The sequence below is a fragment of the Gilliamella sp. ESL1225 genome (genome assembly GCF_058502635.1).
In genome coordinates, this window is record NZ_CP196358.1 from 1,796,105 (window position 1) to 1,818,416 (window position 22,312).

At 32.1% G+C, this 22,312-nt stretch carries 17 protein-coding genes and 1 tRNA gene; 2 read left to right on the plus strand and 16 right to left on the minus strand.

The window, feature by feature from the left end; all coding sequences use genetic code 11:
- Nucleotides 1–258: 258 nt before the first annotated feature.
- The gene (locus ACSYSW_RS08220) at nt 259–1,119 is read left to right on the plus strand and encodes a hypothetical protein (protein ID WP_491705518.1); all 861 of its coding nucleotides are present in this window, start codon (nt 259–261) and stop codon (nt 1,117–1,119) included.
- Between the two features lie 183 nt (nt 1,120–1,302).
- On the opposite strand, the gene ACSYSW_RS08225 is transcribed toward ACSYSW_RS08220, so the two are convergent.
- From ACSYSW_RS08225 to ACSYSW_RS08280, 12 genes are all read right to left on the minus strand, one after another.
- A complete protein-coding gene (locus tag ACSYSW_RS08225; RefSeq protein ID WP_491705517.1) occupies nt 1,303–1,692 on the minus strand; it encodes a hypothetical protein in 390 nt (129 codons plus the stop codon).
- Complete coding sequence (locus ACSYSW_RS08230) at nt 1,689–2,102, minus strand: succinate dehydrogenase/fumarate reductase transmembrane subunit (RefSeq protein ID WP_491705516.1); 414 nt, start codon at nt 2,100–2,102, stop codon at nt 1,689–1,691. Before ACSYSW_RS08230 ends, ACSYSW_RS08225 begins: the two co-directional genes overlap by 4 nt.
- Nucleotides 2,103–2,280: 178 nt before the next feature.
- Nucleotides 2,281–3,063, minus strand: coding sequence for a hypothetical protein (locus ACSYSW_RS08235; RefSeq protein WP_491705515.1), 783 nt, complete (start codon nt 3,061–3,063; stop codon nt 2,281–2,283).
- 941 nt (nt 3,064–4,004) lie between these two features.
- Nucleotides 4,005–4,080: transfer RNA gene (locus tag ACSYSW_RS08240), tRNA-Ala, on the minus strand.
- 119 nt (nt 4,081–4,199) lie between these two features.
- A complete protein-coding gene (gene secF, locus ACSYSW_RS08245) occupies nt 4,200–5,192 on the minus strand; it encodes a protein translocase subunit SecF (RefSeq protein ID WP_491706053.1) in 993 nt (330 codons plus the stop codon).
- 15 nt (nt 5,193–5,207) lie between these two features.
- A complete protein-coding gene (secD, locus tag ACSYSW_RS08250; RefSeq protein ID WP_491705514.1) occupies nt 5,208–7,061 on the minus strand; it encodes a protein translocase subunit SecD in 1,854 nt (617 codons plus the stop codon).
- Nucleotides 7,062–7,202: 141 nt separating this feature from the next.
- Entirely contained in the window at nt 7,203–7,535 is a 333-nt protein-coding gene (gene yajC / locus ACSYSW_RS08255; protein ID WP_491705513.1) for a preprotein translocase subunit YajC, read from the minus strand.
- 218 nt (nt 7,536–7,753) lie between these two features.
- Nucleotides 7,754–9,292 carry an NADH-quinone oxidoreductase subunit N gene (locus tag ACSYSW_RS08260; RefSeq protein ID WP_491706248.1) on the minus strand — a complete coding sequence of 513 codons (1,539 nt, stop codon included), beginning with the start codon at nt 9,290–9,292 and terminating at the stop codon, nt 7,754–7,756.
- 159 nt (nt 9,293–9,451) lie between these two features.
- A complete protein-coding gene (locus ACSYSW_RS08265) occupies nt 9,452–10,999 on the minus strand; it encodes a complex I subunit 4 family protein (RefSeq protein WP_491705511.1) in 1,548 nt (515 codons plus the stop codon).
- Between the two features lie 15 nt (nt 11,000–11,014).
- Nucleotides 11,015–12,865 (minus strand): NADH-quinone oxidoreductase subunit 5 family protein, encoded by a 1,851-nt coding sequence (locus ACSYSW_RS08270; protein ID WP_491705510.1) that lies wholly within the window; start codon nt 12,863–12,865, stop codon nt 11,015–11,017.
- The gene (gene nuoK, locus ACSYSW_RS08275; RefSeq protein WP_491705509.1) at nt 12,862–13,164 is read right to left on the minus strand and encodes an NADH-quinone oxidoreductase subunit NuoK; all 303 of its coding nucleotides are present in this window, start codon (nt 13,162–13,164) and stop codon (nt 12,862–12,864) included. The genes ACSYSW_RS08270 and nuoK overlap by 4 nt, the downstream gene beginning before the upstream one ends.
- Nucleotide 13,165: 1 nt before the next feature.
- On the minus strand, nt 13,166–13,657 hold the full coding sequence (locus tag ACSYSW_RS08280; protein ID WP_491705508.1) for an NADH-quinone oxidoreductase subunit J: 492 nt from the start codon (nt 13,655–13,657) through the stop codon (nt 13,166–13,168).
- Between the two features lie 313 nt (nt 13,658–13,970).
- Here ACSYSW_RS08280 and ppc point away from each other — a divergent pair, with 313 nt between their 5' ends.
- Nucleotides 13,971–16,625, plus strand: coding sequence for a phosphoenolpyruvate carboxylase (ppc, locus tag ACSYSW_RS08285; protein ID WP_491705507.1), 2,655 nt, complete (start codon nt 13,971–13,973; stop codon nt 16,623–16,625).
- 112 nt (nt 16,626–16,737) lie between these two features.
- On the opposite strand, the gene ACSYSW_RS08290 is transcribed toward ppc, so the two are convergent.
- From ACSYSW_RS08290 to aspS, 4 genes are all read right to left on the minus strand, one after another.
- Nucleotides 16,738–17,793, minus strand: coding sequence for an SEL1-like repeat protein (locus tag ACSYSW_RS08290; protein ID WP_491705506.1), 1,056 nt, complete (start codon nt 17,791–17,793; stop codon nt 16,738–16,740).
- A gap of 184 nt (nt 17,794–17,977) precedes the next feature.
- On the minus strand, nt 17,978–19,441 hold the full coding sequence (ubiD, locus tag ACSYSW_RS08295) for a 4-hydroxy-3-polyprenylbenzoate decarboxylase (protein ID WP_491705505.1): 1,464 nt from the start codon (nt 19,439–19,441) through the stop codon (nt 17,978–17,980).
- 116 nt (nt 19,442–19,557) lie between these two features.
- Nucleotides 19,558–20,016, minus strand: coding sequence for a dihydroneopterin triphosphate diphosphatase (nudB, locus tag ACSYSW_RS08300; protein ID WP_491705504.1), 459 nt, complete (start codon nt 20,014–20,016; stop codon nt 19,558–19,560).
- An 83-nt stretch (nt 20,017–20,099) separates the two neighbouring features.
- Nucleotides 20,100–21,863 carry an aspartate--tRNA ligase gene (gene aspS / locus ACSYSW_RS08305; RefSeq protein ID WP_491705503.1) on the minus strand — a complete coding sequence of 588 codons (1,764 nt, stop codon included), beginning with the start codon at nt 21,861–21,863 and terminating at the stop codon, nt 20,100–20,102.
- Nucleotides 21,864–22,312: the final 449 nt, after the last annotated feature.

The window sequence follows — 22,312 nt, forward strand, 5'->3', positions numbered from 1 at the left end:
TAAAAAATTTGAAAAATCCGATAAAAATAGATATAGATAAATTTTAAAATTGATTAATTTATTTTTCTGATGAAATTTTTGCAAGAAGATTGCTTTATATTTATTCAATCTATACTAAATTTTTAATAGAATTGCGATTAATTATAGCTAAATGAGTTAATTATCAATATTATTAAAATATTTATGATTAGTTAGCGATTTTTTTTAATTATCGTATCGAAATTTAATCGTTATATCAGTCTGTTAATGGATCTTTTTATGAAATTGCCAATTATTTCTTTTTTAGCTATTCCCGTTTTTTTATGTCATTCAAGTTTAGCTATTGCTTTTACTTGCAGTAATAATACTGAGCAAAATACGATCGAAGTTAATCATTTCTTATTACATACACTTGATAATATCTATCCCTATACTAAAAATGCGAAAAATGAAACGATTATAATGACGACATATGATAATTCGAATAATCCAATCTCACATTCTCGGCAAAATTTCTATTATGATAAATCTGGTATGATTATTAACGGTGATTTTGATCTATATTCTATGAAAAATGAAATGTTATATACTGAAAGATTAAAGAAAACTGAATCTGGATGGGAAAATATTATTTCGGATTTTGAAGATAAAAGAAATAGCGTCATTACCTACAAAATAGATGAACAAAATCGAATCATTGAATCTAACGAAATCAAAAAAGCGTATGATTTTATCTTTTTTGCGACTAATAATTATTTATATGATCAAAATAATTGTCTTATCAACAAAGAAACACAATGGAAATTAAAAGAAATTAATCGTCGAGGTAAATATACGGGTGTAAATGAGAAAGGTCAATCTCGTTTTTCTTATGAATATAAAAACCAACATCTTGATAAGATTATTTATGATTTTAATAATAACTCACCGAGTGTAAATCATATTTTATATGAAACGGATCATAATAATCGCCAAGTATTTGTAAAAATCATTTATTCAACGCATCGAAAGAATACCTATTCAACCATGCTGTTTAGAGATTTCAATGATTATGGAGATTGGATGTCTGCCCATCGTTTAATAAACAGTCAAGACGGTAGGTATAATGAGATTAAGCGTACCGTTAATTATTATAACTAATCGCGAAAATAAACGATATTACGCTATTAAAAGCATGATTTTATTAAAAATTAATATTTTGGGTTAATAAACAATCTTTATAGTTATTTTCTAACATCTACTAACAAGCGGATAAAGCTCCGCTTTGTTGTTTTATGAAATAACACACTATTTAGTTAGCTTTATTGCATTAATTTAAAATGACTAACGAGCAAATAATAGATAAATGATATGAGCTGTCCAAAGTAATCCTAATAACGCCATTAATAACTTACCTCGATTTGGGTAAATATTAAAAGCATCAAGTAACTGTAACAGCCGATTTAACGCATACCAACTAGGCAAAACAATTATTAATAACAAAAATATTTTTGCCTCAGTTGTGGTTATTAATTTTAAAATATAAGAACGGTCTTTAGAATTCCCAAAAGGAATAATAATCGCAAAAATAGCAATAATAACAGGAGCAAAAATCGCGGCAACAACGTTACCAAGACTGATAATAGTATTTATTACAATGCTAGAATTAACATCATCAGGATGATTATTACTATTCTTTAAATGAAAATGAGATTTTACTGGTCTTTTGTTCATGATTTTACGACCTCAAATATAAAATAAATCCACATAATAACAAGAAACATCCAAAATCCTATATTTATAAACAAACGAAATAATAAAGTAAGCGAAAAATAGTTTTGGAATTTAATGGCGACGTTATCAATATAACGATAAGTATGGCGCATAGCGGCTATAAAGGCTAAACAGTTAATTACCATAACCCAAGGATTTTGCATAAAAAAGATAAATCGATAAAATTCATCTTGCCCTTGCCAATTACTGTGCATACAAATCACGCCATAAGTTAATACCATGCTTGTCCAAATCATCAAAAAAGCAGCGCTTAAATCGATAATTTTATGCCAAAAAGACTGGGAGGTTGATGGCGAATGTAATGAATTATTTTTATTATCATTTAAATTGTTATCGACCTTTAGCGACATATCTCTCTCAATATTTTATTAATGATTTAAATACTATTTGAGAATTTTAACATAACTTAGCTTAATTTCGCGGTTTAGATTGCTTTTAATAGGTAAATTTAGCATTTCATGAATAAATTGCCGGAAATTAAAACCAGTAATTTTATTTAATCACAGATTTTTAATAATAAGTTAATTACTAATATTCAATTTCTCTAACTGATTCCCCCGACTCTTTTAAATGATTATTTTCAGTTATCGAATAAACTTTGAATGAAGCTTTGGTCCAATCGCCAAATTCATTATGATGGGTATAGATTTCATCGACTATATATTCTTCTTGAGGTGATTTATATAAAATACTTGAGCTAATAAGTCTGCCATCTTTATCGTAAATCAATGATCCTTCATATGGATTAGTCAACATTTCTTGGTTATTTATCATCACGACCATTTTATTTAATCGATCATCTTGCCAATAATATAAAGTATCGTAATTTTCATTAGGTCTTAGAGTAACTGATTTTTCAATTTGCTTACCCTTGTAACTTATTTCGATACTGGAATTATCTTTGACACTAAGTATTTTAATTAAACGTTTTTTATCATCCAACACCATATCCGCCTCTTCAAACAACCAGCCAAATCTTGTCTGCTCAACTTTATATTTTAATTTATCGTAATCATAAGAATAAGAAAAATTTTCATCAATTAAATTATCATTTTTCTGTATAAATTTAATCATTCTTCCTTCTTTATCCGTCGTTATTTCAGTACTACTATTTAAAAGTTTACCTTCATATTGTTTGATTATTTGTTTTTTTATTGCTTTTGAAAATGGGGTATATTGAACACCAGTCCTATATTCGTTAAAGGCTAAAGTTCTATCAAATGTGTTTTTTTCATCACTTGTTTTTTCTTGACAACCTAAAATGGTGAAAATAAAAACGCCAATTAAGCAAAATTTATATAATGCCGTCATTTTATTATCCTTCCTGTTTTTCTTGTTTTTAACTATTTCATATTTATGAATATAGAAAATAATCCTATCTTCTTTAATAAACTAAGTAAACAGTTTTATATCAATATGGTTTTTAGATAATTTAAATAACATATTTCAAATTAGATTATTTAGACTTTTCACTGGAATTTGGCGAAGTGGAGTAAACAATCAAATTAAACTTTCGTCTTTTATTTTCCAATAAAATGCGCTAGTTTTTTCTACGATTTTTGTTATATAATTCATAAACTTTAAATCACAAAAATTCCATTATGGCTTTAAAATTTCAGGACAGAAATGATCAATTCTTTATTGAAGATAACTGTTTAAATGAAATATACAAATGTATTGCTAATTACTTTTTGTTTCATATGTAATTAATTTGACTCCTTCGTGGAGCTTTTAAGTCTATCATTAAGTTGATAGCTAGTGTTTACTTTCAAGGAGAAAACAAGCCTGTAATCACTATTGATACCCTCACTATCCTTATTAGGGGTTTTATTTATATCTAATTTCATAATATTAGTCCTTTTTTATTCAATCCTGATAATACCCTATTAATATAGTCATTAAATTTATTAATAAATAAAAATTAGCTTTAGCTAGCAACATGGATATATGTACAGTTGCGTTCATTATGAATAATAGCTAACTTTGAATTTTTGTAATCTTGTATTTAATGCGCTATTAGATTTAACAAATAGACAGATATTTATCTCCACAAGCAAATAACGAGTAATCCTTATCTCATAGTTTAGCTACTTTGATTTGTGTATTTGTCATCTGCCTATGAACATACAAAAAATAAGATTGTAGCTGTATCTTGCTGATACTTACCGATATATAAAATCACCTGCAGGTATTGATATGGGAGGGTTTACTATACTTTATAGGGTTTAAAAGGATTTTACGAAATAATGATTTGGTGGAGCCAAGGGGGATCGAACCCCTGACCTCAACGCTGCCAGCGTTGCGCTCTCCCAGCTGAGCTATGGCCCCAAAAGAATGAATAAAACTGCGGTCAATAATAGGTAAATACTGTTAATCTGTCAATCTATTTACTTTCACTTGCACAAAAAGAAATCAAAGCCTGTCACAATAGCTGACAGGCTATAAGATTAACGAATGATAGGCTCTTGATCAGCGCCTTCTACTTCAACTTTTTGTGGCATAAAATGGTCACGTTTAATGCCTAATTTTAATGACATATAAGCCGCTACATAGATAGATGAAATTGTGCCAAGAACAATCCCAACACCTAGTGTTTCAGAAAATCCTTTTAGCATACTTCCACCAAAAATATATAAAATAATGACTACCACTAAGGTTGTGCCAGAAGTCATTAAGGTTCGGTGTAAAGTCTGTGTTAGTGAGATATTAATCACATCATAAGATGAAGCTCGGCGAATTTTTCGGAAGTTTTCACGAATTCGGTCAAATACAACTATGGTGTCATTTAGCGAATAGCCAATAATCGATAACATAGCCGCGATTATGGTTAAATCTAACTCACGCTCAAATAAGGATAAATATCCAGCCGTTATAATAACGTCATGTAATAATGCCACAACCGCGCCTGTACCAAATCGCCATTCAAATCGAAATGCAATATAAATCATAATACAAACTAAAGCAGCAAAAATGGCTAAAATACCATCTTGCGCAAGTTCAGCACCCACTGTTGGTCCCACAAACTCAACACGTTTAATTTGTGCGTCGGCATCAATTTTTTCGTGAATTAATTTAGTAATAGTCGCACCAAAAGCATTATCAATAATGGTCGCATCACTCTCTTGCTGCTTTATTAATGGCAAGCGAATAATAATATCTTTACTGCTCCCATAATATTGCACAATCGGTTCATGATAACCTCCTTTGCGTAAGGTATCGCGAAAATCATCTAAATTAATTACTTTCGAAACCGTAAGCTCAACTGTCGTTCCACCTGTAAAATCTTGACCTAAATTAAATCCTTTAACACAAATGACAACGATAGATGCTACAACTAATAGCATAGAAATCACAAAAGCCAAGTAACCAAATTTTAAGAAATCGATCACTTTTCGCCCATGATTTAATTCTTTAACGTCATGGTTTTTTGTTTTATCAATATTCACAATAGACCTCTAAATTGATAATTTTTTAACACGACGACCACCATAAACTAAATTCGCTAAGGCACGTGTACCCACGATTGAAGTAAACATAGACGTCACAATACCAATAGCTAAGGTAATGGCAAAACCTTTAATCGAACCTGTACCAACAGCATACAAAATAACCGCTGTAATTAAGGTTGTGATGTTGGCATCGAAAATACTACTCCAAGCCCCTTTATAGCCTTCGTCAATAGCATGTTGGACACCTCGACCATTGCGTAACTCTTCTTTAATACGTTCATTAATAAGCACGTTAGCATCAACCGCCATACCAACAGTCAAAACGATACCTGCAATACCTGGCATGCTTAACGTAGCACCAGGTAATAATGACATCACACCAACGATTAAAATAAGATTAGCAACTAAGGCTAAACTTGCAAATAAACCAAATAAACGGTATACAATGACCATAAAGATCACTGAAACAATAAGACCCCATAAGCAAGATTCTAAACCTTGCGTAATATTTTCTTGTCCCATTGATGGGCCAACTGTGCGTTCTTCAATAATTTGGATCGGGGCTATTAATGCGCCTGCTCGTAATAATAAGGATAAGTTTTTAGCTTCTTCAATATTACTTATCCCTGTAACTTGGAATCTATCACTAAAGATACCTTGAATTGTCGCAACATTAATAACGCGCTCTTGTTTTTCTAAAACCGGTTTGCCATTATCATCGACTTTACCGGTATCTTTATATTCAACAAATAATGTAGCCATCGGTTCACGAAGGTGCTCTTTGGTAAAATTAAGCATAGTTTTCCCGCCTTCGCTATCAAGATTAATTGACACTTCAGGTTGACCGAATTCATTTATTCTAAAAGCGGAATTCGTAATATGATCGCCGGTTAAAATTGTTCGTTTATAAAGTAAAACCGGACGCCCATCTGCCATAAATTTCATTTCGTAACCATAAGGGACACGCTCTTGACCACGTAAAACAGCTTCTAATCTATTGTTATCATTATAAACTTGACGAAATTCAAGAGTCGCCGTTGCCCCTAAAATACGTTTTGCTTGTGCCGTATCTTGAATACCAGGTAATTCAACAACGATACGATCCACTCCTTGACGTTGCACAATAGGCTCTGCAACCCCCAATTGATTAACGCGATTACGTAAAATCGTGGTATTTTGCTGAACAGCATCGCTTTTAGCTTGGGCAAGGCGGTTATCACTGATATTAAGTGTAATACTGTTATTTGTTTGTGAAGTAAGTTTAAAATCAGACCACTGATTAATTTTGCTAATCGCTTTATTACGATCAACAGTATCCGTAAATTGAATAATAATTTGTTGATTAGGAGATTTATTAATTGACGTGTAATTTAATTTATCTTTATCAAATTCACTTTTTATATTCTGTAGGGATTGATCAACAAGTTTACTTAATGCTGTTGTCATATCCACTTCCATCAAGAAATGAACACCACCACGCAAATCAAGACCTAATTTCATTGGCTCAGCGCCAATCATGGTTAACCAAGATGGTGTTGCCGGTGCTAAATTTAAAGCAACGGTAAAATTATCACCTAATTTTTCGGCAATTAATTCTTTTGCTTTCAGTTGTGAATCATTATCTTTAAGACGAATTAAAATCGATTTGTTTTCAAAGACGATTGATTTGGCATCAATATGATTATCCACTAATAACTGTTTAATTTCGTCTTGCTTAGACACAGTTACTTCGTTGCTTGATGAGCCAGAAATTTGGATAGCAGGATCTTCACCATATATATTTGGAAGCGCATAAAGTAAACCGAGTAATATCACGACGATTAACATTATGTACTTCCACAAAGGATAGCGGTTTAACACGTCATATTCTCTTGTGAAATGAACAAAATTATAAAATGAATTCTAAATATTAGGTTTTAATTAATGTTCGTTCAAAAATTGGTTAAAAAGTTATTTTTTAACCAACTTTTGATAGTTAGCCATTGATTAAAACAACTAATATTAAAGAGCTTTCATTGTCCCTTTTGGTAAAACAGAAGTAATAAAATCACGTTTAATGACAACTTCTGTCGTATCATTTAATTCTAATACGATATAGCCATTTTCATTAACTTTCGCAACACGCCCAATTAAACCACCATTAGTTAAAACTTCATCGCCTTTAGAAATAGAATCCATTAAAGCACGGTGAGCTTTTGCACGTTTTTGTTGAGGGCGCATAATCATAAAATAGAAAAATAAGCCAAACACAACTAACATAATTGGTAAAAAATAAGGATTTGTTTCTCCGGCATCACCTGCATTGGCGTAGGCATTGGAAATAAAAAAGTCCATAAATGTCCTCGTAATTTAAATTAATGTATAAAGCTTGTGAGTATATCATAAGAATTTACTTTTTTACCATTAAAATACATTGTCCTTAAATAGTCTCATGATACAAAACGAAATGTATTTTGCATGTTTATAATTATAAAAATAATATTTTAAATCAATAACACAATTAGCACGTTTATAAAACAAGGCGAACAAGTTAAATCCACCTTAAATCACTCTCAACTTGCAAAATATTGTGCAAGATTAACTAAATTAAATAAAACATTAGGATAAATGCCACATAACACAATTAAAATAGCGGCTAAAACAATAATTATTTCGCATACATGTATCTCTGATATTTTAAGTTTTGCGATTCCATTTGTTTCTGAAGGCTGAGCATAATTAATTGGTTTTATATAAAGGTTTATGATTAATCGTAAGTAAAAATATAGACCAATAGCACTACCAATAACAACGGCTAAAATTAACCACCATAATTCTGCGGTAACACCTAATAAAATCAATAAAAATCGTCCAATAAATCCAGCGGTTAAAGGTACGCCAGCTAATGATAGCAAACCCACTCCCATGGCAATAGCGAGAAAAGGTCGACGCCAAAATAAGCCTGATAAATCAACTTCATTTTCATGATCTTGCTGCTCATTACAATGGGATTCGATACTAATTACACCTAAAATACAGATATTCGCTAAGATATAAGCGATTAAATATACCCCAATCGTTTCAAGCGCCAAAACTTGATATTGCACAGCAATTAATGCAATAAATAAATAACCGAAATGAGTAATAGATGAATAGGCAAGTAATCTTTTAATACTACTTTGCATTAAAGCAAAGAGATTACCCCATAAAATAGAGCCAAATGCCATAATAATTAAAATAATACGAATCGTGTCATTATTTATAATGGGTGCTAATAAAAATAATCGCGCAACTGCACAAAATATCGCAACCTTCCCAACGGTTGATAACAATAAAGCCACAATAGTAGGTGAACCTTGATAGACATCGGGCAACCAAAGCTGGAAAGGAACAAGTGACAATTTAAAACCGATTCCAACTAGCATTAAACATGCACCCATTAATAATAAGGTATTTGGAAAAGTTAAGGTTGATAACTGAAAACTTAATCCAGTAAAGGTTAATTCCCCTGTCACGGTATAATAAAAGGCAATACCCATTAAAAGAAAGCCACTAGCAACCGCAGATAAAATCATAAATTTAACTGCCGCTTCAAGAGTATGAGCCTGTTGATATTGATAACTAATTAAACCAACAAATGGTATAGACAATAATTCAATACCTATAAAAAAAGAAATTAAGTGACTTGCATAGGTCAGAATAACACCGCCTAATGTCATCATTAATAAAATTAAATAAAAAATACCATTAGGTTTTTGTTCTTCTTTAAACCAACGAATCGCAAAACAAACCACAATTAAGGCTATCATTAAGATTAAACATGAATACAGTAATCCATAGCCATCGCAGGTAAATAAAGCCGTTACATAGCCAGCTGACCATTTTGCTATCGAGGAGTTATTATTTTCGGGCGATACATTTTGTACAGGAATAACATTTGTTATCTTAGCTATATCAATACTTGAATTAGGCTCAATTTGCAAAGGTATTTGTCTTTCGATTATTTTTTCTTGCGTTATTTGATTAACCTTTTTATTAATAATTGGATTTGCAATAGAAACTTGCATATTATTGCTGCGAATATCGGTAATCTTTTGGCTATTTTCCGACATTTGAAAACTTAAAAATAAAGAAAAACCTAATGCTAAAATTAAAGCAAATGCCGTTATTATGCTACTAGATCTATTATTTATTTTAAAAATAAATAATAGACAAAATAAAACAATTATGGCAAAACTTAATATAAAAATAGGCGATAAAGTTATCATAGATTATTGATCTCCAACTTTTTCAGTTTTGATATGTTGCGTTATTTGATTCGTAGTAGAATAAGACATATCTAAAACTACTTTAGGATATAAACCAATAAAAAATAATACACTTAATAAACTAACCAATAATAAAACATCTATTTTTGATAATGTTTTTTTGTTAATTTTAGTCGGTTTATCAGTTCCATAAAATATAGGCTGCAAACGAATAATTAACGTAATTGATAGCAGTAATAACCCAATGATTAATATAATAGTATAAAAAGAAAAAACGCTATAACTACCTAATAACATCATATAATTACCCACAAAATTCGCGGATCCAGGAATACCTAATACCGCTAATATAAAAAATAGCGTAAATGTGGATAAATAATTAATTTGATCTTTTAATCCAGTAAATTTACTAATATTTCGTGTTGCATAGCATTCAACTAAAATACCGCTAATAATAAACATGCCCACAATAGCTAAACTAATTGCCACCATTTGCACAATAACACCTTGAAAAGCGATTACCGACATACTGTAAATTATAATTGATACAAATGCAGCTAAGGCCATATGGACATAAGCAATCAGTTTTTTGATATCAGTTTGTTTAAATGCAAGTAAAGTAGCATAAATAATAGTTAATAAACAAAGAACTGCCATAAAAGGGACAATGGTTGCTGAAGCATTTGGAAAGAGCGGAATAACAAAACGTAATAACCCATAAATTGCCGTATTTATAAGTAAACCACTTATCATTATTGAGCCAGTAATTGAAGACTCACTATGAGCTTTAATAAACCAACTATGACAAGGAATAAGTGGAATACGAATAATAAAGGCGATTAAAAATCCGAGCATTAATAAAAATTCAACGTTGCTTGATATGGGAGTTTTGGTTAAAACTTGATAATCAAAAGACCATTGATTCGAAATATTCCAATTAATAAGCGCTAATGACACAATAGAAATTAACATAAGGATACTGCTAACTTGCGTATAAATTAAAAATTTACTTGCTACATTAAATCGTAATTGTGCACTCGAATCGCGCCTTCCCCATAAAGAAATTAAGAAATAGATAGGAATAGCAACAGTTTCCCATAATAAGAATAATAAAAATAAATCATTAATTAAAAATAGCATTATGACAGCGGATGTCATAAATAAAATACATAAGTAAAATAGACCCGTATTACCATTGCTTTCTTTACGAGAATATAAAACCGCTAACAAGACAATAAATAATGTGGTTGTAATCATAATGAGGGACAAACCATTTAATACTAGATGGAAATTTATTCCTAACAAAGGTATCCATTCTTTATTGACTTCTTTTATCCATATTTGACCGTGATGCAAGGCAATAGACGCTTCATACCAAAAACTTAAAGCTAATCCTAAACTGATTAAAAGCGATGATAAGGCAATCATGAAAGGCAAATTATACCAAAAAAGACTAATTATTTTAGATGACTGTAACCGATATAAATAAATATGGCTAAACCAACCCAATAAACCGCCTAAAATAGGTAAAAAGATAAGTCCTAATAACATGTAAAGATCACACCTTTATGAAATAAAAATCAATAGCATCAATACAAATATGCATCCCATCACAATCGAAACTGTATAATACCGAATGTGACCATTTTCTAAATTAATTATCGTCGCATTGAGTTTTTTTATTGCCCATACAATCCAGCTATCCCATTTAGCTAAAGGATCATTTTTGATTAAATTAGCAAAATATAAATACGGCTTTACAAATAGTGTTTTTAATAAATAATCAAATCGCCATTCACTACTACAAAGGCGCATAAAGAAAATCACAATGGGAGCATTTAACATTTCTTTAATTTCATTATTGGGATGCAAAAACATAAAATAACCAATAATAAAGCTCAATATCATTACCGAGGCAAGCAATAATTGGAACGGTAATAACATTTTAGTATTGAATATAATTTCAGGAATAATACCTTGTATAGGTAATGGAAAATAAATAAAAAATGCTGTTAAAAAGATAGGTAAAATGGCTAATGGCACATAGCTATATTTATTGATTTCCTGTAGGGATTGTAATTTAGCCTTGCCATGAAATATAAACACAATAAGCCGAATCATGCTTAAACTAGTCAAAAGTATGCCGACTAAACCCATGGTACCTGCAATTAAATTACCATTATTCATTAAACTGAAAATAATATCGCCTTTGATATAAAACGCAGCTGATAACCATGGGAAAGCAGAAACAGAAAAAAGAATAAAAATATAACTTACATATAAAAAAGGTAATTTTTTTGCAAGTCCACCTAATTTACTTATATCTCGTTGTCCACCACATTTTTTTAATAAAATAGCTGATGTAAGAACGATAAGACAACTTGCAACCGTATAGTTAATTAAAAAATTAAGGGATAAACTCCAATTTTGTGTTGAAAAAGCTAAAAACACATAACTGATTTGGGAAAGATTGAGATAAGTAATGATGCGCTTAATATCAAAATTAACTAAAGCGATGGTACTTGCAAATAATAAAGTAATAATCGCAATTATCATCATAAAAAATAAAATATCGCTCGACATCACAAAAAGATTATTTAATCGTAAAACTAAATAAATACCTGACATGACAACCGTCGATGATTGTAGTAAAGCAAGTGCTGGCATTGGTGATAATGTGGTTTCGGCAAACCAAGTTTGCATGGGAAACAAGGCACATTTATTCATGACACCTAAAAATAACATTAACGTTATCCAATAGACAATATCCGAGTCAATGGCTAAATTTGCCTTAGCTTGCACCAACACTTCTCGAATAGATAAAGTACCAAGCTCTTGATATAACAAGAAGATGCCGATAATAAAAAAGACGTCCATTAAATGCATTAATACAAAAGCTTTAACAGCGGCATAACCATTACGTAATTGGCTATAATAAATGCCAATTAATAAGTAAGTACTTAGGCTTATCCCTTCCCAACCAATCAATATAACAAATAAATTATCAACCAAAATAATGCATAAAATACTTACAAGCAGTAAATTACTATAGGCATAAAAACGATATATATCTTTCGCTGAATTTAAATAAAAAGCAGCAAAGAAATAAATAATAAAAGCAAAAAAGGTAATAAGACACAAAAAGATAATAGATAAGCCATCTAATGTTAATGTAATCGGAATAGTAAAATTACCAACAGAAAACCATTCCCATAAAAAACGGGAATAAATTAATGTCATATCTGGCACCGTATTGGCATAATAATCAATGCAAACAAAAAAAGTGACAAGCATCATAATAATTGTGGTACTTATGCCAATAATGATAATATTTATCGGTTTAATAAAATGTCCAAAAGCTAATAACAATAGAAAAGACGCTAATGGCACGAATAAAATTAAATAAAGTAAATTCATCCTTTCATTTCACTCAAAGTATCAACATTTAACGTTCGACGACGAAAAAATAATTTCATTAATAAGGATAGCCCAATACAAGCTTCGACTAAAGAAATGATAATTGCTAACAGAATTAATAATTGACCATCTGCTTGTTGCCAATAGTTTGCTGCGGTAACTAAGACTATAATGCATCCATTATTCATGATCATAAGACTTAATAGCAAAAAAAAGAAATTACGACGGATCATTATACCTAATAGTCCGACAACAAAGATAATCACCCCAAGGATTAAACTATAACTGAGTTGGATCATATTATTCTTCAGAAAAAAAACGATGCATAAAATGGTAAGCAATAACAACAGCACAAAGCAATAAAAAACAAAATAACTCGGCAATTATTACATAAGCAAATAAAGACATTTCGTGATTAAATTCATTTGTCTTAGGCAGATTTATATAATTACTACTTACCACGCCATAAATTAATAATACTAGCAAAATAAACGCTAAAATTAACGGTCCAAGCCAAATTTTAGGGCTGATGCCTGCATTTTCATTACCTGTTCTATCAGAATAAATTTTAAGAAAAGCAGCAACATACATAAAGAATAATGCAATCCCACAGGTAAAGATCATAATATACAAGACTGTTGGAAAATAAGCATTCAAAAGAATAAAGATTGTCGCGGTAGCAAGAAAAGAAATAACAAGATATAAGATCGCCTTGTCAACACGCATTGCGCTTATGACATTTAAACTCGCAATGACTGCAATTATCGAAGCAATATAAAATACAACTATCATTGATTCTTTTAACTCCTCTGTATAATGGAACTAGTATAGCGGTTTTATTAAAAATAGCCAACTTCTTAACTTTCTCAATCTTGATTAATAAAATGATAATTATATGAATATATCTAACAATGGTTTTAATGGTGTTTATTAGTTTTATTATAATTAATTACGCAAAAAACGTTAAATACATAAGATTTTATGATTTAACCTACTTTCACCATTACGTTAAAGTATTAAAAAATTGCTAAACAAAATTATAATGCCTCACGCTGATTATCCCTCACTGAGTGTTTAATATGACAATTAATAGAAAGAGATAAACATGAACAATCATTATTCCACAATGCGCAGTAATATCAATATGCTAGGTACTCTTCTTGGCGATGCCATTAAACGGGCTACAGGTGATCAAATTTTTAATTTGGTCGAAAATGTTCGGAACCTATCAAAATTAACTCAAACAGGTAATCAAGAAGCGCGTTCTCAGCTACTCAATCTAATAGAGTCTCTTGATGACGAAGATTTATTACATGTTGCGCGAGCTTTTAATCAATTTTTAAATCTAGTTAATACAGCAGCTGAATATTATGGTATTTCACCCCACGGTGAAGCAGCAAGTAGCCCGCAAAAAATGATGGAATTATTTACTACTTTAAAAAAAAATCATATTTCGCATCAAACGTTATGCCAATCTATTAAAGATTTATCGATTGAATTAGTACTAACCGCTCATCCAACCGAAATTAATCGCCGTACGATGATTAATACCTATATTGAAATTAATCATTGCCTTGCAAAACTTGATCACGATGATTTAGCCGATTATGAAAAAGATCGCATTATGCGACGTTTAAAACAATTAGTATGTCAAGCTTGGTATACCGATGAGATCCGTAAACAGCGCCCAACACCTATCGATGAAGCTAAATGGGGCTTTTCGGTTATTGAAGATAGTTTATGGAAAAGTGTGCCTTTATTTTTACGTGAATTAAATGATCACCTTGTCGACGCATTTAACGAACCTTTACCTGTCGAATATGTGCCCGTTAAATTTACATCCTGGATGGGGGGAGATAGGGATGGTAATCCTAATGTCACAGCTAAAATAACTGAATCCGTTATGTTACAAGCGCGATTAAAAGCTATCGAATTATTTTTAATTGATATTGAAATTTTAGTGCGTGAACTGTCAATGTCTGACTGCAATCAAGCCGTTTATGATCTTATCAAAATAAAAGATGCCCCAATTAGTGAACCTTATCGAGTAGTAATGAAACAAGTAAGGCAAAATCTAAAAAATACGCAAACCTATTTATTGGCTCTTATAAATAATGAACCTTGTTTAATAACGGATGATTTATTATTGAAAAATGAACAATTATGGCAACCGCTTTATATTTGTTATCAATCGTTAATTGAAAAAGGAATGTCTGTCATTGCGCATGGTCCTTTATTAGATACACTAAGACGAATTAAAAGTTTTGGCTTACAATTGCTGCGTTTAGACATTCGCCAAGATAGCTCGATTCATTGTGATGCTTTATCTGAATTAACAAAAGAGCTGCAATTAGGTGATTATGCCAACTGGACAGAAGAGCAAAAACAAGCATTTTTATTAAGAGAATTACAATCTAATCGTTCATTATTACCTTACCATTGGCAACCTTCAAGCATGACTCAGGAAGTGTTAGATACTTGCCGAGTGATTCAAAAAGCAGGCGAAGAATCCATCGCAGCTTATGTCATTTCAATGGCAAAAGCACCATCGGATATTTTAGCTGTTTATCTATTATTAAAAATCGTCGATTGCAAAAAAAATATCCCAATTGTTCCTTTGTTTGAAACACTTGATGATCTTAATAATGCGCAATCTGTCATGGAAAAATTATTATCCATTGACTGGTATCAGCAAAAAATTCAAGGTAAACAAATGGTGATGATTGGTTATTCTGATTCTGCCAAAGATGCCGGCACATTAGCAGCTTCGTGGGCACAATATCGGTCGCAAGAAGAGCTTGTTAAATTATTTGCCAAACATAATATTGATTTAACGTTATTTCATGGTCGAGGCGGATCAATCGGGCGAGGTGGTGCCCCGGCTCATGCCGCATTATTATCCCAACCACCGGGATCGCTGAAAAGTGGTTTAAGAGTTACTGAACAAGGTGAAATGATCCGTTTTAAATTAGGACTCCCTGAAGTAGCATTAAGTAGCTTAATGCTATATACAGCCGCAATATTACAAGCTAATTTATTACCGCCTCCCGAGCCTAAACAAATATGGCGTGATAGTATGGACGAGATGGCAGCTATATCTTGCGATTGTTACCGCCATTATGTAAAACACTTACCCGAATTTGTTGAGTATTTTCGAGCCGTTACACCCGAAACTGAATTAGCGAGGTTACCTCTCGGATCGCGCCCACAAAAACGTCGAAGTTCAGGAGGCATCGAAAGTCTGCGTGCTATTCCATGGATCTTTGCCTGGACACAAAATCGTTTAATGCTACCTTCTTGGCTAGGTGCCGGTAAAGGTTTGCAATGTTTATTGACGCAAAATAAACAGGCTTTACTTAAAGAAATGTATCAAGAATGGCCTTTTTTTAATACGCGACTTGGCATGTTAGAAATGGTTTACGCAAAAGCCGCGCCAGATATTCATCATTATTATGAACAAAAATTAGTTGATAAGCATTTTTGGAAGTTGGGTGAAGAATTACGAGAGCAACTCAAACAAGATATTAATATTTTATTAAGTATTACTGATGGTATGAGTTTAATGTCAGATTTACCATGGATCGCCGAATCTGTAGCATTACGCAATACTTATATCGAGCCACTTAACCTTTTACAAGCAGAATTATTAAAACGCTCGCGAGATAATAATATAAATAATAATGAAGAAAATTCGCTTGTAGAACAAGGGCTAATGATAACAATTGCCGGCATTGCAACGGGAATGCGTAATACTGGATAAGTATTTACCTCTCGATAACTTTCGTATTACATCGGCAATTAAAAACGGCATTGTTAATCAAGATTAACAATGCCGTAAACGATAAACTAATTAATGAAGAGTACTTTATTGATTATGGATGATTTTGTAAGATATTTAAATAATTTTGCGCATCGACATTGCCTTGGTCAGCGGCTTTTGAGAACCAGTAGATAGCTTTTTCGCTATCTTTTGCCACATCATCACCTGAATAATATTTAAGACCTAACGTATATTGCGCATCTGCACTGCCTTGTTCACCTGCTTTGGTATACCATTTAATGGCACTTTGCACATCTTTATCAACGCCACCGCCAACTTCATACATCACGGCAAGATTAAATTGCGCATTCATATTACCCAGTTCAGCAGATTGCTTAAACCAAGATGCTGCTTTCGCATTATCTGGGTCAACTCCCTGTCCTGTTGCATAAATAATCCCTAAATTATACATAGCAGGCTCATAACCTTGTTCAGCAGCTTTGGTGTAAAAATAGACAGCAGCAACCATATTTTTCGTTATTCCATCACCATATTCTGACATTAACCCTAAATAATATTGTGCTTCTATATTATTATCGCTTGCTGCTCGACTAAACCAATCGGCTGCTACTTGCCGATTTTTAGGTATACCATCACCAGCAAAATTCATAATGCCTAAATTCAAGTAAGCATCAACAATACCTTGCTCACCGGCTTCGGTAAAATATTTAATCGCTAATGGAATGTTTTTCTCAGTACCTTCACCATTTTTATACATTGAGGCAAGATTATATAAAGCTAATGGGTAATTTTGATCGGCAGCTAATTTAAAATAATTAAATGCCATTGTTAAATCTTGTTTCACCCCTAACCCATATTGATACATGTAGGCTAAGTTATTTTGCGCATTTGGCAATTTTCCTTCAGCGGCTTTTTTATACCAAAAAAAAGCACGCTCATTACTTATATCAACGCCTAAACCCTGACTGTAAATATTACCAAGTGTATACTGCGCATCATGCTCACCCTTTTCGGCAGAGAACAATAAAGTGGAAATTAATTCATCCGAATTTTCGATTGCAAACTGAGTATTATCTTTTAATGTATTTTCATTAGCTTGCACAGCAAACGAAAACAGTAATATTAATAAAATTTTAAATTTTTGCATAATTTTCTATTTTCTATTTCTCTAATTTTTAATTCTCTAAAAAGAATTTATCCTTATATAATAAAAAAACGATTCAATTATCAATAATTAGTCATGATTATTATTTATCCTTCCTTAATTATTCCAATTAAAATCCATAATAAATTATTTATATTATTTTAAATAATCATCAAGATTAAAAAAATTATAAACCCAGCTCTTGCCAAATAGCATCAATATGCGCGACGACATCTGAATCTTTTTTAATCACTTTGCCCCATTCACGCATAGTTTCACCTTCCCATTTATTTGTGGCATCAAATCCTACCTTTGAACCTAAACCTGATACTGGTGAGGCAAAATCTAAATAATCAATTGGTGTATTATCAATAAAAACAGAATCCCGTTTTGGATCCATGCGTGTCGAAATTGCCCACATAACATCTTTCCAATCTCGAGCATTAATATCATCATCACAGACAATCACAAATTTTGTATACATAAATTGACGTAAATAAGACCAAACGCCCATCATGACCCGTTTAGCATGACCGGGATATTGTTTTTTAATCGTGACAATCGCAATTCGGTACGAGCATCCCTCAGGCGGTAAATAGAAATCGATAATTTCAGGAAATTGTTTTTGTAAAATAGGAATTAATACTTCATTTAAAGCCATTCCCATTATTGCCGGTTCATCAGGTGGTCTCCCTGTATAAGTCGAATGATAGATGGCATCTTTACGTCGCGTTATATGTGTAACGGTAAATACAGGAAAATTATCAACTTCATTATAATAACCTGTATGATCGCCATATGGACCTTCGGCGGCAAATTCATTCGGCTCAATATAACCTTCAAGGACAATTTCGGATGAAAAAGGCACATCTAAATCATTAGATAGTGCTTTAACAACTTCGGAGCGACTGCCTCTTAACAAACCGGCAAACGCGTATTCGGGTAAAGAATCAGGAACAGGTGTAACAGCAGCTAAAATGGTTGCGGGATCGGCACCAATAGCAACCACAACAGGAAATCGTTCATTAGGATGTTCTTTTTGCCATTCTGCAAAATCAAGTGCCCCACCACGGTGCGAAAGCCAACGCATAATTAATTTATTTTTAGCTAATAATTGTAAACGATAAATACCGATATTTTGCCTTTCTTTATAAGGTCCTTTTGTAATTGTCAGTCCAAAAGACAAAAGTGGGGCAACATCATCTGACCAACAATGCATAATCGGTAATTTAGTTAAATCAACCTCATCATCTTTTAACACCACTTGTTGGCAAGGTGCCGATGAACGTCGTTTAACGGGCATATTTAGTACTTGTTTATATTTCGGTAAAATATTAAAAAATTGCCGGATCCCTTTAGGGGGATCGGGTTCACGTAAAAAAGCAAGGAGTTGACCGACTTCTTTTAAATGCGAGATATCATCTTGTCCCATTGCCAACGCAACTCGCCGAGTCGTGCCAAATAAATTACATAAAACAGGCATATCATAACCAATCGGATTTTCAAACAATAAAGCCGGTCCTTCATTTTGCAAAACACGATCGGCAATTTCGGTCATTTCAAGATAAGGATTAACAGGATAAGTAATACGTTTTAATTCACCTTGCTCTTCAAGATAATTCAAAAAATCTCGGAAATCTTTAAAATTCATTACTTAACCTTCATTAATGTATAACGTATATTTATGTTACTAAAACAAGATAAAAAATCTTTTAATGTTGTTTTCGCAACTTTTTATAAAAATAATACTGATAATAAATTTATTTTCTACAAATCATTTTGTATGTCAATAAGCGGTATTTGTCTAATCGCATCAGCATTATTCGGTGAAACCGTTAAATTAGCGGCATCTTCATAACTTAGCCATTGATACGCTAAATGTTCACTTAACAGTGGAATACGTTCATTAGGCAAACATAAATAAAACCAATGTTCTTTATTGACTGTCACCCCTGGTGCATAGCGATGACGAAATTGTGCAAAAATTTCAAATTCAATCGAATAATGAGCATCTATAAGGGAAAGATTTTCATGAATAATATCAATCGACGTTTCTTCACCTACTTCTCGAATTGCTGCATCCATGGGGGTTTCACCTGCTTCTAAACTACCTGTAACAGATTGCCAAAATTGTAAATCATCAAGACGTTGTAACATAAGACAACGCCTTGATGATTGGCAATAAATCACAACTAAAATAGACTCAGGTTTTTTGTAATTAGTCATTAAAGGTGACCATATAAATTAAGCATGATAATCATTTAAATTCGCTTTAAAAAACGTTTTAAATAGCAAATTAACGCATAATATTATGATGATTTTTCGCTCATTTCAATCCCTAATTCTGCCAAAGCGACCGGATTAGCTTGACTTGGTGCATCTGTTAATAAACATGCTGCTGCTGTCGTTTTAGGAAACGCAATAACATCACGAATATTATCTGTACCAGCTAATAACATCGTTAATCTATCTAAACCAAAAGCAAGTCCAGCATGTGGCGGAGTGCCATATTTTAAAGCATCAAGTAAAAAGCCAAATTTATCACGTTGATCTTGTTCATTGATACCTAAAATTGCAAATACAGCTTGCTGCATTTCACTGCGATGAATACGCACCGAGCCACCACCCACTTCATAACCATTAATAACCATATCATAAGCATTGGCGACAGCATGAGTAGGATCGGCACGTAACGCTTCAGGTGTAAAGTCTTTAGGAGACGTAAAAGGATGGTGCATCGCACTTAATCCACCATCGACTTCTTCAAACATCGGGAAATCAATCACCCAAAGAACTGCCCATTTATTTTCATCAGTGAGATTTAAATCTTTACCGACTTTTAAACGCAGTGCACCTAATGCATCACTCACAACCTTATAACTATCTGCACCAAATAATAAAATATCGCCATCTTTGGCGTTTGCTCTTGATAATAAGGCTTCCATTTGCGTTTCATTAAAGAACTTAGCAATAGGACTTTGTACACCCTCTAAACCTTTACTACGATCATTAACTTTGATCCATGCCATACCTTTAGCACCGTAAACTGAAATAAACTTTGTATAATCGTCTAATTGTTTACGCGTTAACTCAGCTCCCTTTGGAACACATAAAAGTGCAACACGTCCTTTTGGATCATTAGCCGGTGTTTTAAACACACTAAATTCACTATCTTTAACCAAATCGGCTACATCGATAATTTCAAGCGGATTACGTAAATCGGGTTTGTCACTACCATAACGGCGCATAGCTTCAGCATAGGTCATAACTGGAAATTGACCTAAATCGACATTTTTAATGTTTAACCAAAGTTCACGGATCATCTGCTCCATAATGGCTCTGACTTCATCAGCAGACATAAACGACGTTTCAACATCGATTTGTGTAAATTCAGGTTGTCTATCAGCACGTAAATCTTCATCACGAAAACATTTAACGATTTGATAATAACGATCAAATCCTGACATCATTAATAATTGTTTAAATAATTGTGGCGATTGGGGTAAAGCATAAAATTCCCCTTTATGAATACGACTTGGCACCAAATAATCGCGGGCGCCTTCAGGCGTTGCTTTCGTTAACATAGGCGTTTCGATATCTAAAAAACCATGTGCATTCATAAAAGAACGAACAAATGCGGTAATTTTAGCACGCGTTTTAAAAATAGTGCTCATTTCCGGGCGACGTAAATCAATATAGCGATATTTTAAACGCTGTTCTTCGCTATTATTTTGATTAAAATCGAGGGGTAAAACATCAGAACTATTAAAAATGACAAGATCTGTTGCAAGCACTTCAACTTCGCCGGTTACCATATCTTTATTAGTTTGCCCATCGGGCCTTGCTCTTACTTTACCCGTAATTTGGATACAAAATTCATTACGTAATGAAGAGGCTAATTCGTAAGCATGTTTAAAATCTGGATCAAAAATAACTTGCACAATGCCTTCACGATCGCGCATATCAATAAAGATCATTCCGCCTAAATCTCGTCGTTTATTTACCCAACCACAAAGTTTAACGTCTTGATCCAGATTTGATTTTGTTAACTGCCCACAATAAATCGAACGCATAAAATACCTTATCTATATTCCAGTTTTTAAAAAATTTCATCATTATAAAACAATTATTACCCTTTTGACATCCTTGAAAAACTAAATGCGTAATAAGCAAAAATTTATATCAATACTTCCTAATCGACATCTATTAACTAATACCATATTTTTCTTTTTAAAAATAAATCAATAGATTATTTCTTAGAAAGAGGAGAATTATAAATATTTGTCAGCAAATTTATTTTATAAACTAGATATATAATGACAAAATTTATTTTACAGTGTATCCTTGCCGGTCAATATTCATAAATGCATTGTTATTATTTATTAAAAAATTTGAAAGATTTTTGTGTGTTAAACTAAATAATTGACGCTAATTTTTAACGTTAATTGAAAGAAAATACCATTTTTTAGTCTTATTTTTTATTTTAATAATAGATGTTAACTGTTTAAAATTAATGACTTAC

Bases quoted from the DNA above. Each gene is read 5' to 3' on its own strand.
- ubiD (WP_491705505.1), bottom strand. From the start codon at position 19,441: ATGAATTTTAAAGATTTCCGAGATTTTTTGAATTATCTTGAAGAGCAA.
- ACSYSW_RS08230 (WP_491705516.1), bottom strand. From the start codon at position 2,102: ATGTCGCTAAAGGTCGATAACAATTTAAATGATAATAAAAATAATTCA.
- nuoK (WP_491705509.1), bottom strand. From the start codon at position 13,164: ATGATCCAACTCAGTTATAGTTTAATCCTTGGGGTGATTATCTTTGTT.
- ppc (WP_491705507.1), top strand. From the start codon at position 13,971: ATGAACAATCATTATTCCACAATGCGCAGTAATATCAATATGCTAGGT.
- ACSYSW_RS08280 (WP_491705508.1), bottom strand. From the start codon at position 13,657: ATGATAGTTGTATTTTATATTGCTTCGATAATTGCAGTCATTGCGAGT.
- ACSYSW_RS08235 (WP_491705515.1), bottom strand. From the start codon at position 3,063: ATGACGGCATTATATAAATTTTGCTTAATTGGCGTTTTTATTTTCACC.
- ACSYSW_RS08225 (WP_491705517.1), bottom strand. From the start codon at position 1,692: ATGAACAAAAGACCAGTAAAATCTCATTTTCATTTAAAGAATAGTAAT.
- ACSYSW_RS08265 (WP_491705511.1), bottom strand. From the start codon at position 10,999: ATGTTATTAGGACTTATCTTTTTACCTATTTTAGGCGGTTTATTGGGT.
- aspS (WP_491705503.1), bottom strand. From the start codon at position 21,863: ATGCGTTCGATTTATTGTGGGCAGTTAACAAAATCAAATCTGGATCAA.
- ACSYSW_RS08290 (WP_491705506.1), bottom strand. From the start codon at position 17,793: ATGCAAAAATTTAAAATTTTATTAATATTACTGTTTTCGTTTGCTGTG.
- ACSYSW_RS08220 (WP_491705518.1), top strand. From the start codon at position 259: ATGAAATTGCCAATTATTTCTTTTTTAGCTATTCCCGTTTTTTTATGT.
- yajC (WP_491705513.1), bottom strand. From the start codon at position 7,535: ATGGACTTTTTTATTTCCAATGCCTACGCCAATGCAGGTGATGCCGGA.
- nudB (WP_491705504.1), bottom strand. From the start codon at position 20,016: ATGACTAATTACAAAAAACCTGAGTCTATTTTAGTTGTGATTTATTGC.
- ACSYSW_RS08260 (WP_491706248.1), bottom strand. From the start codon at position 9,292: ATGTCGGAAAATAGCCAAAAGATTACCGATATTCGCAGCAATAATATG.
- ACSYSW_RS08270 (WP_491705510.1), bottom strand. From the start codon at position 12,865: ATGAATTTACTTTATTTAATTTTATTCGTGCCATTAGCGTCTTTTCTA.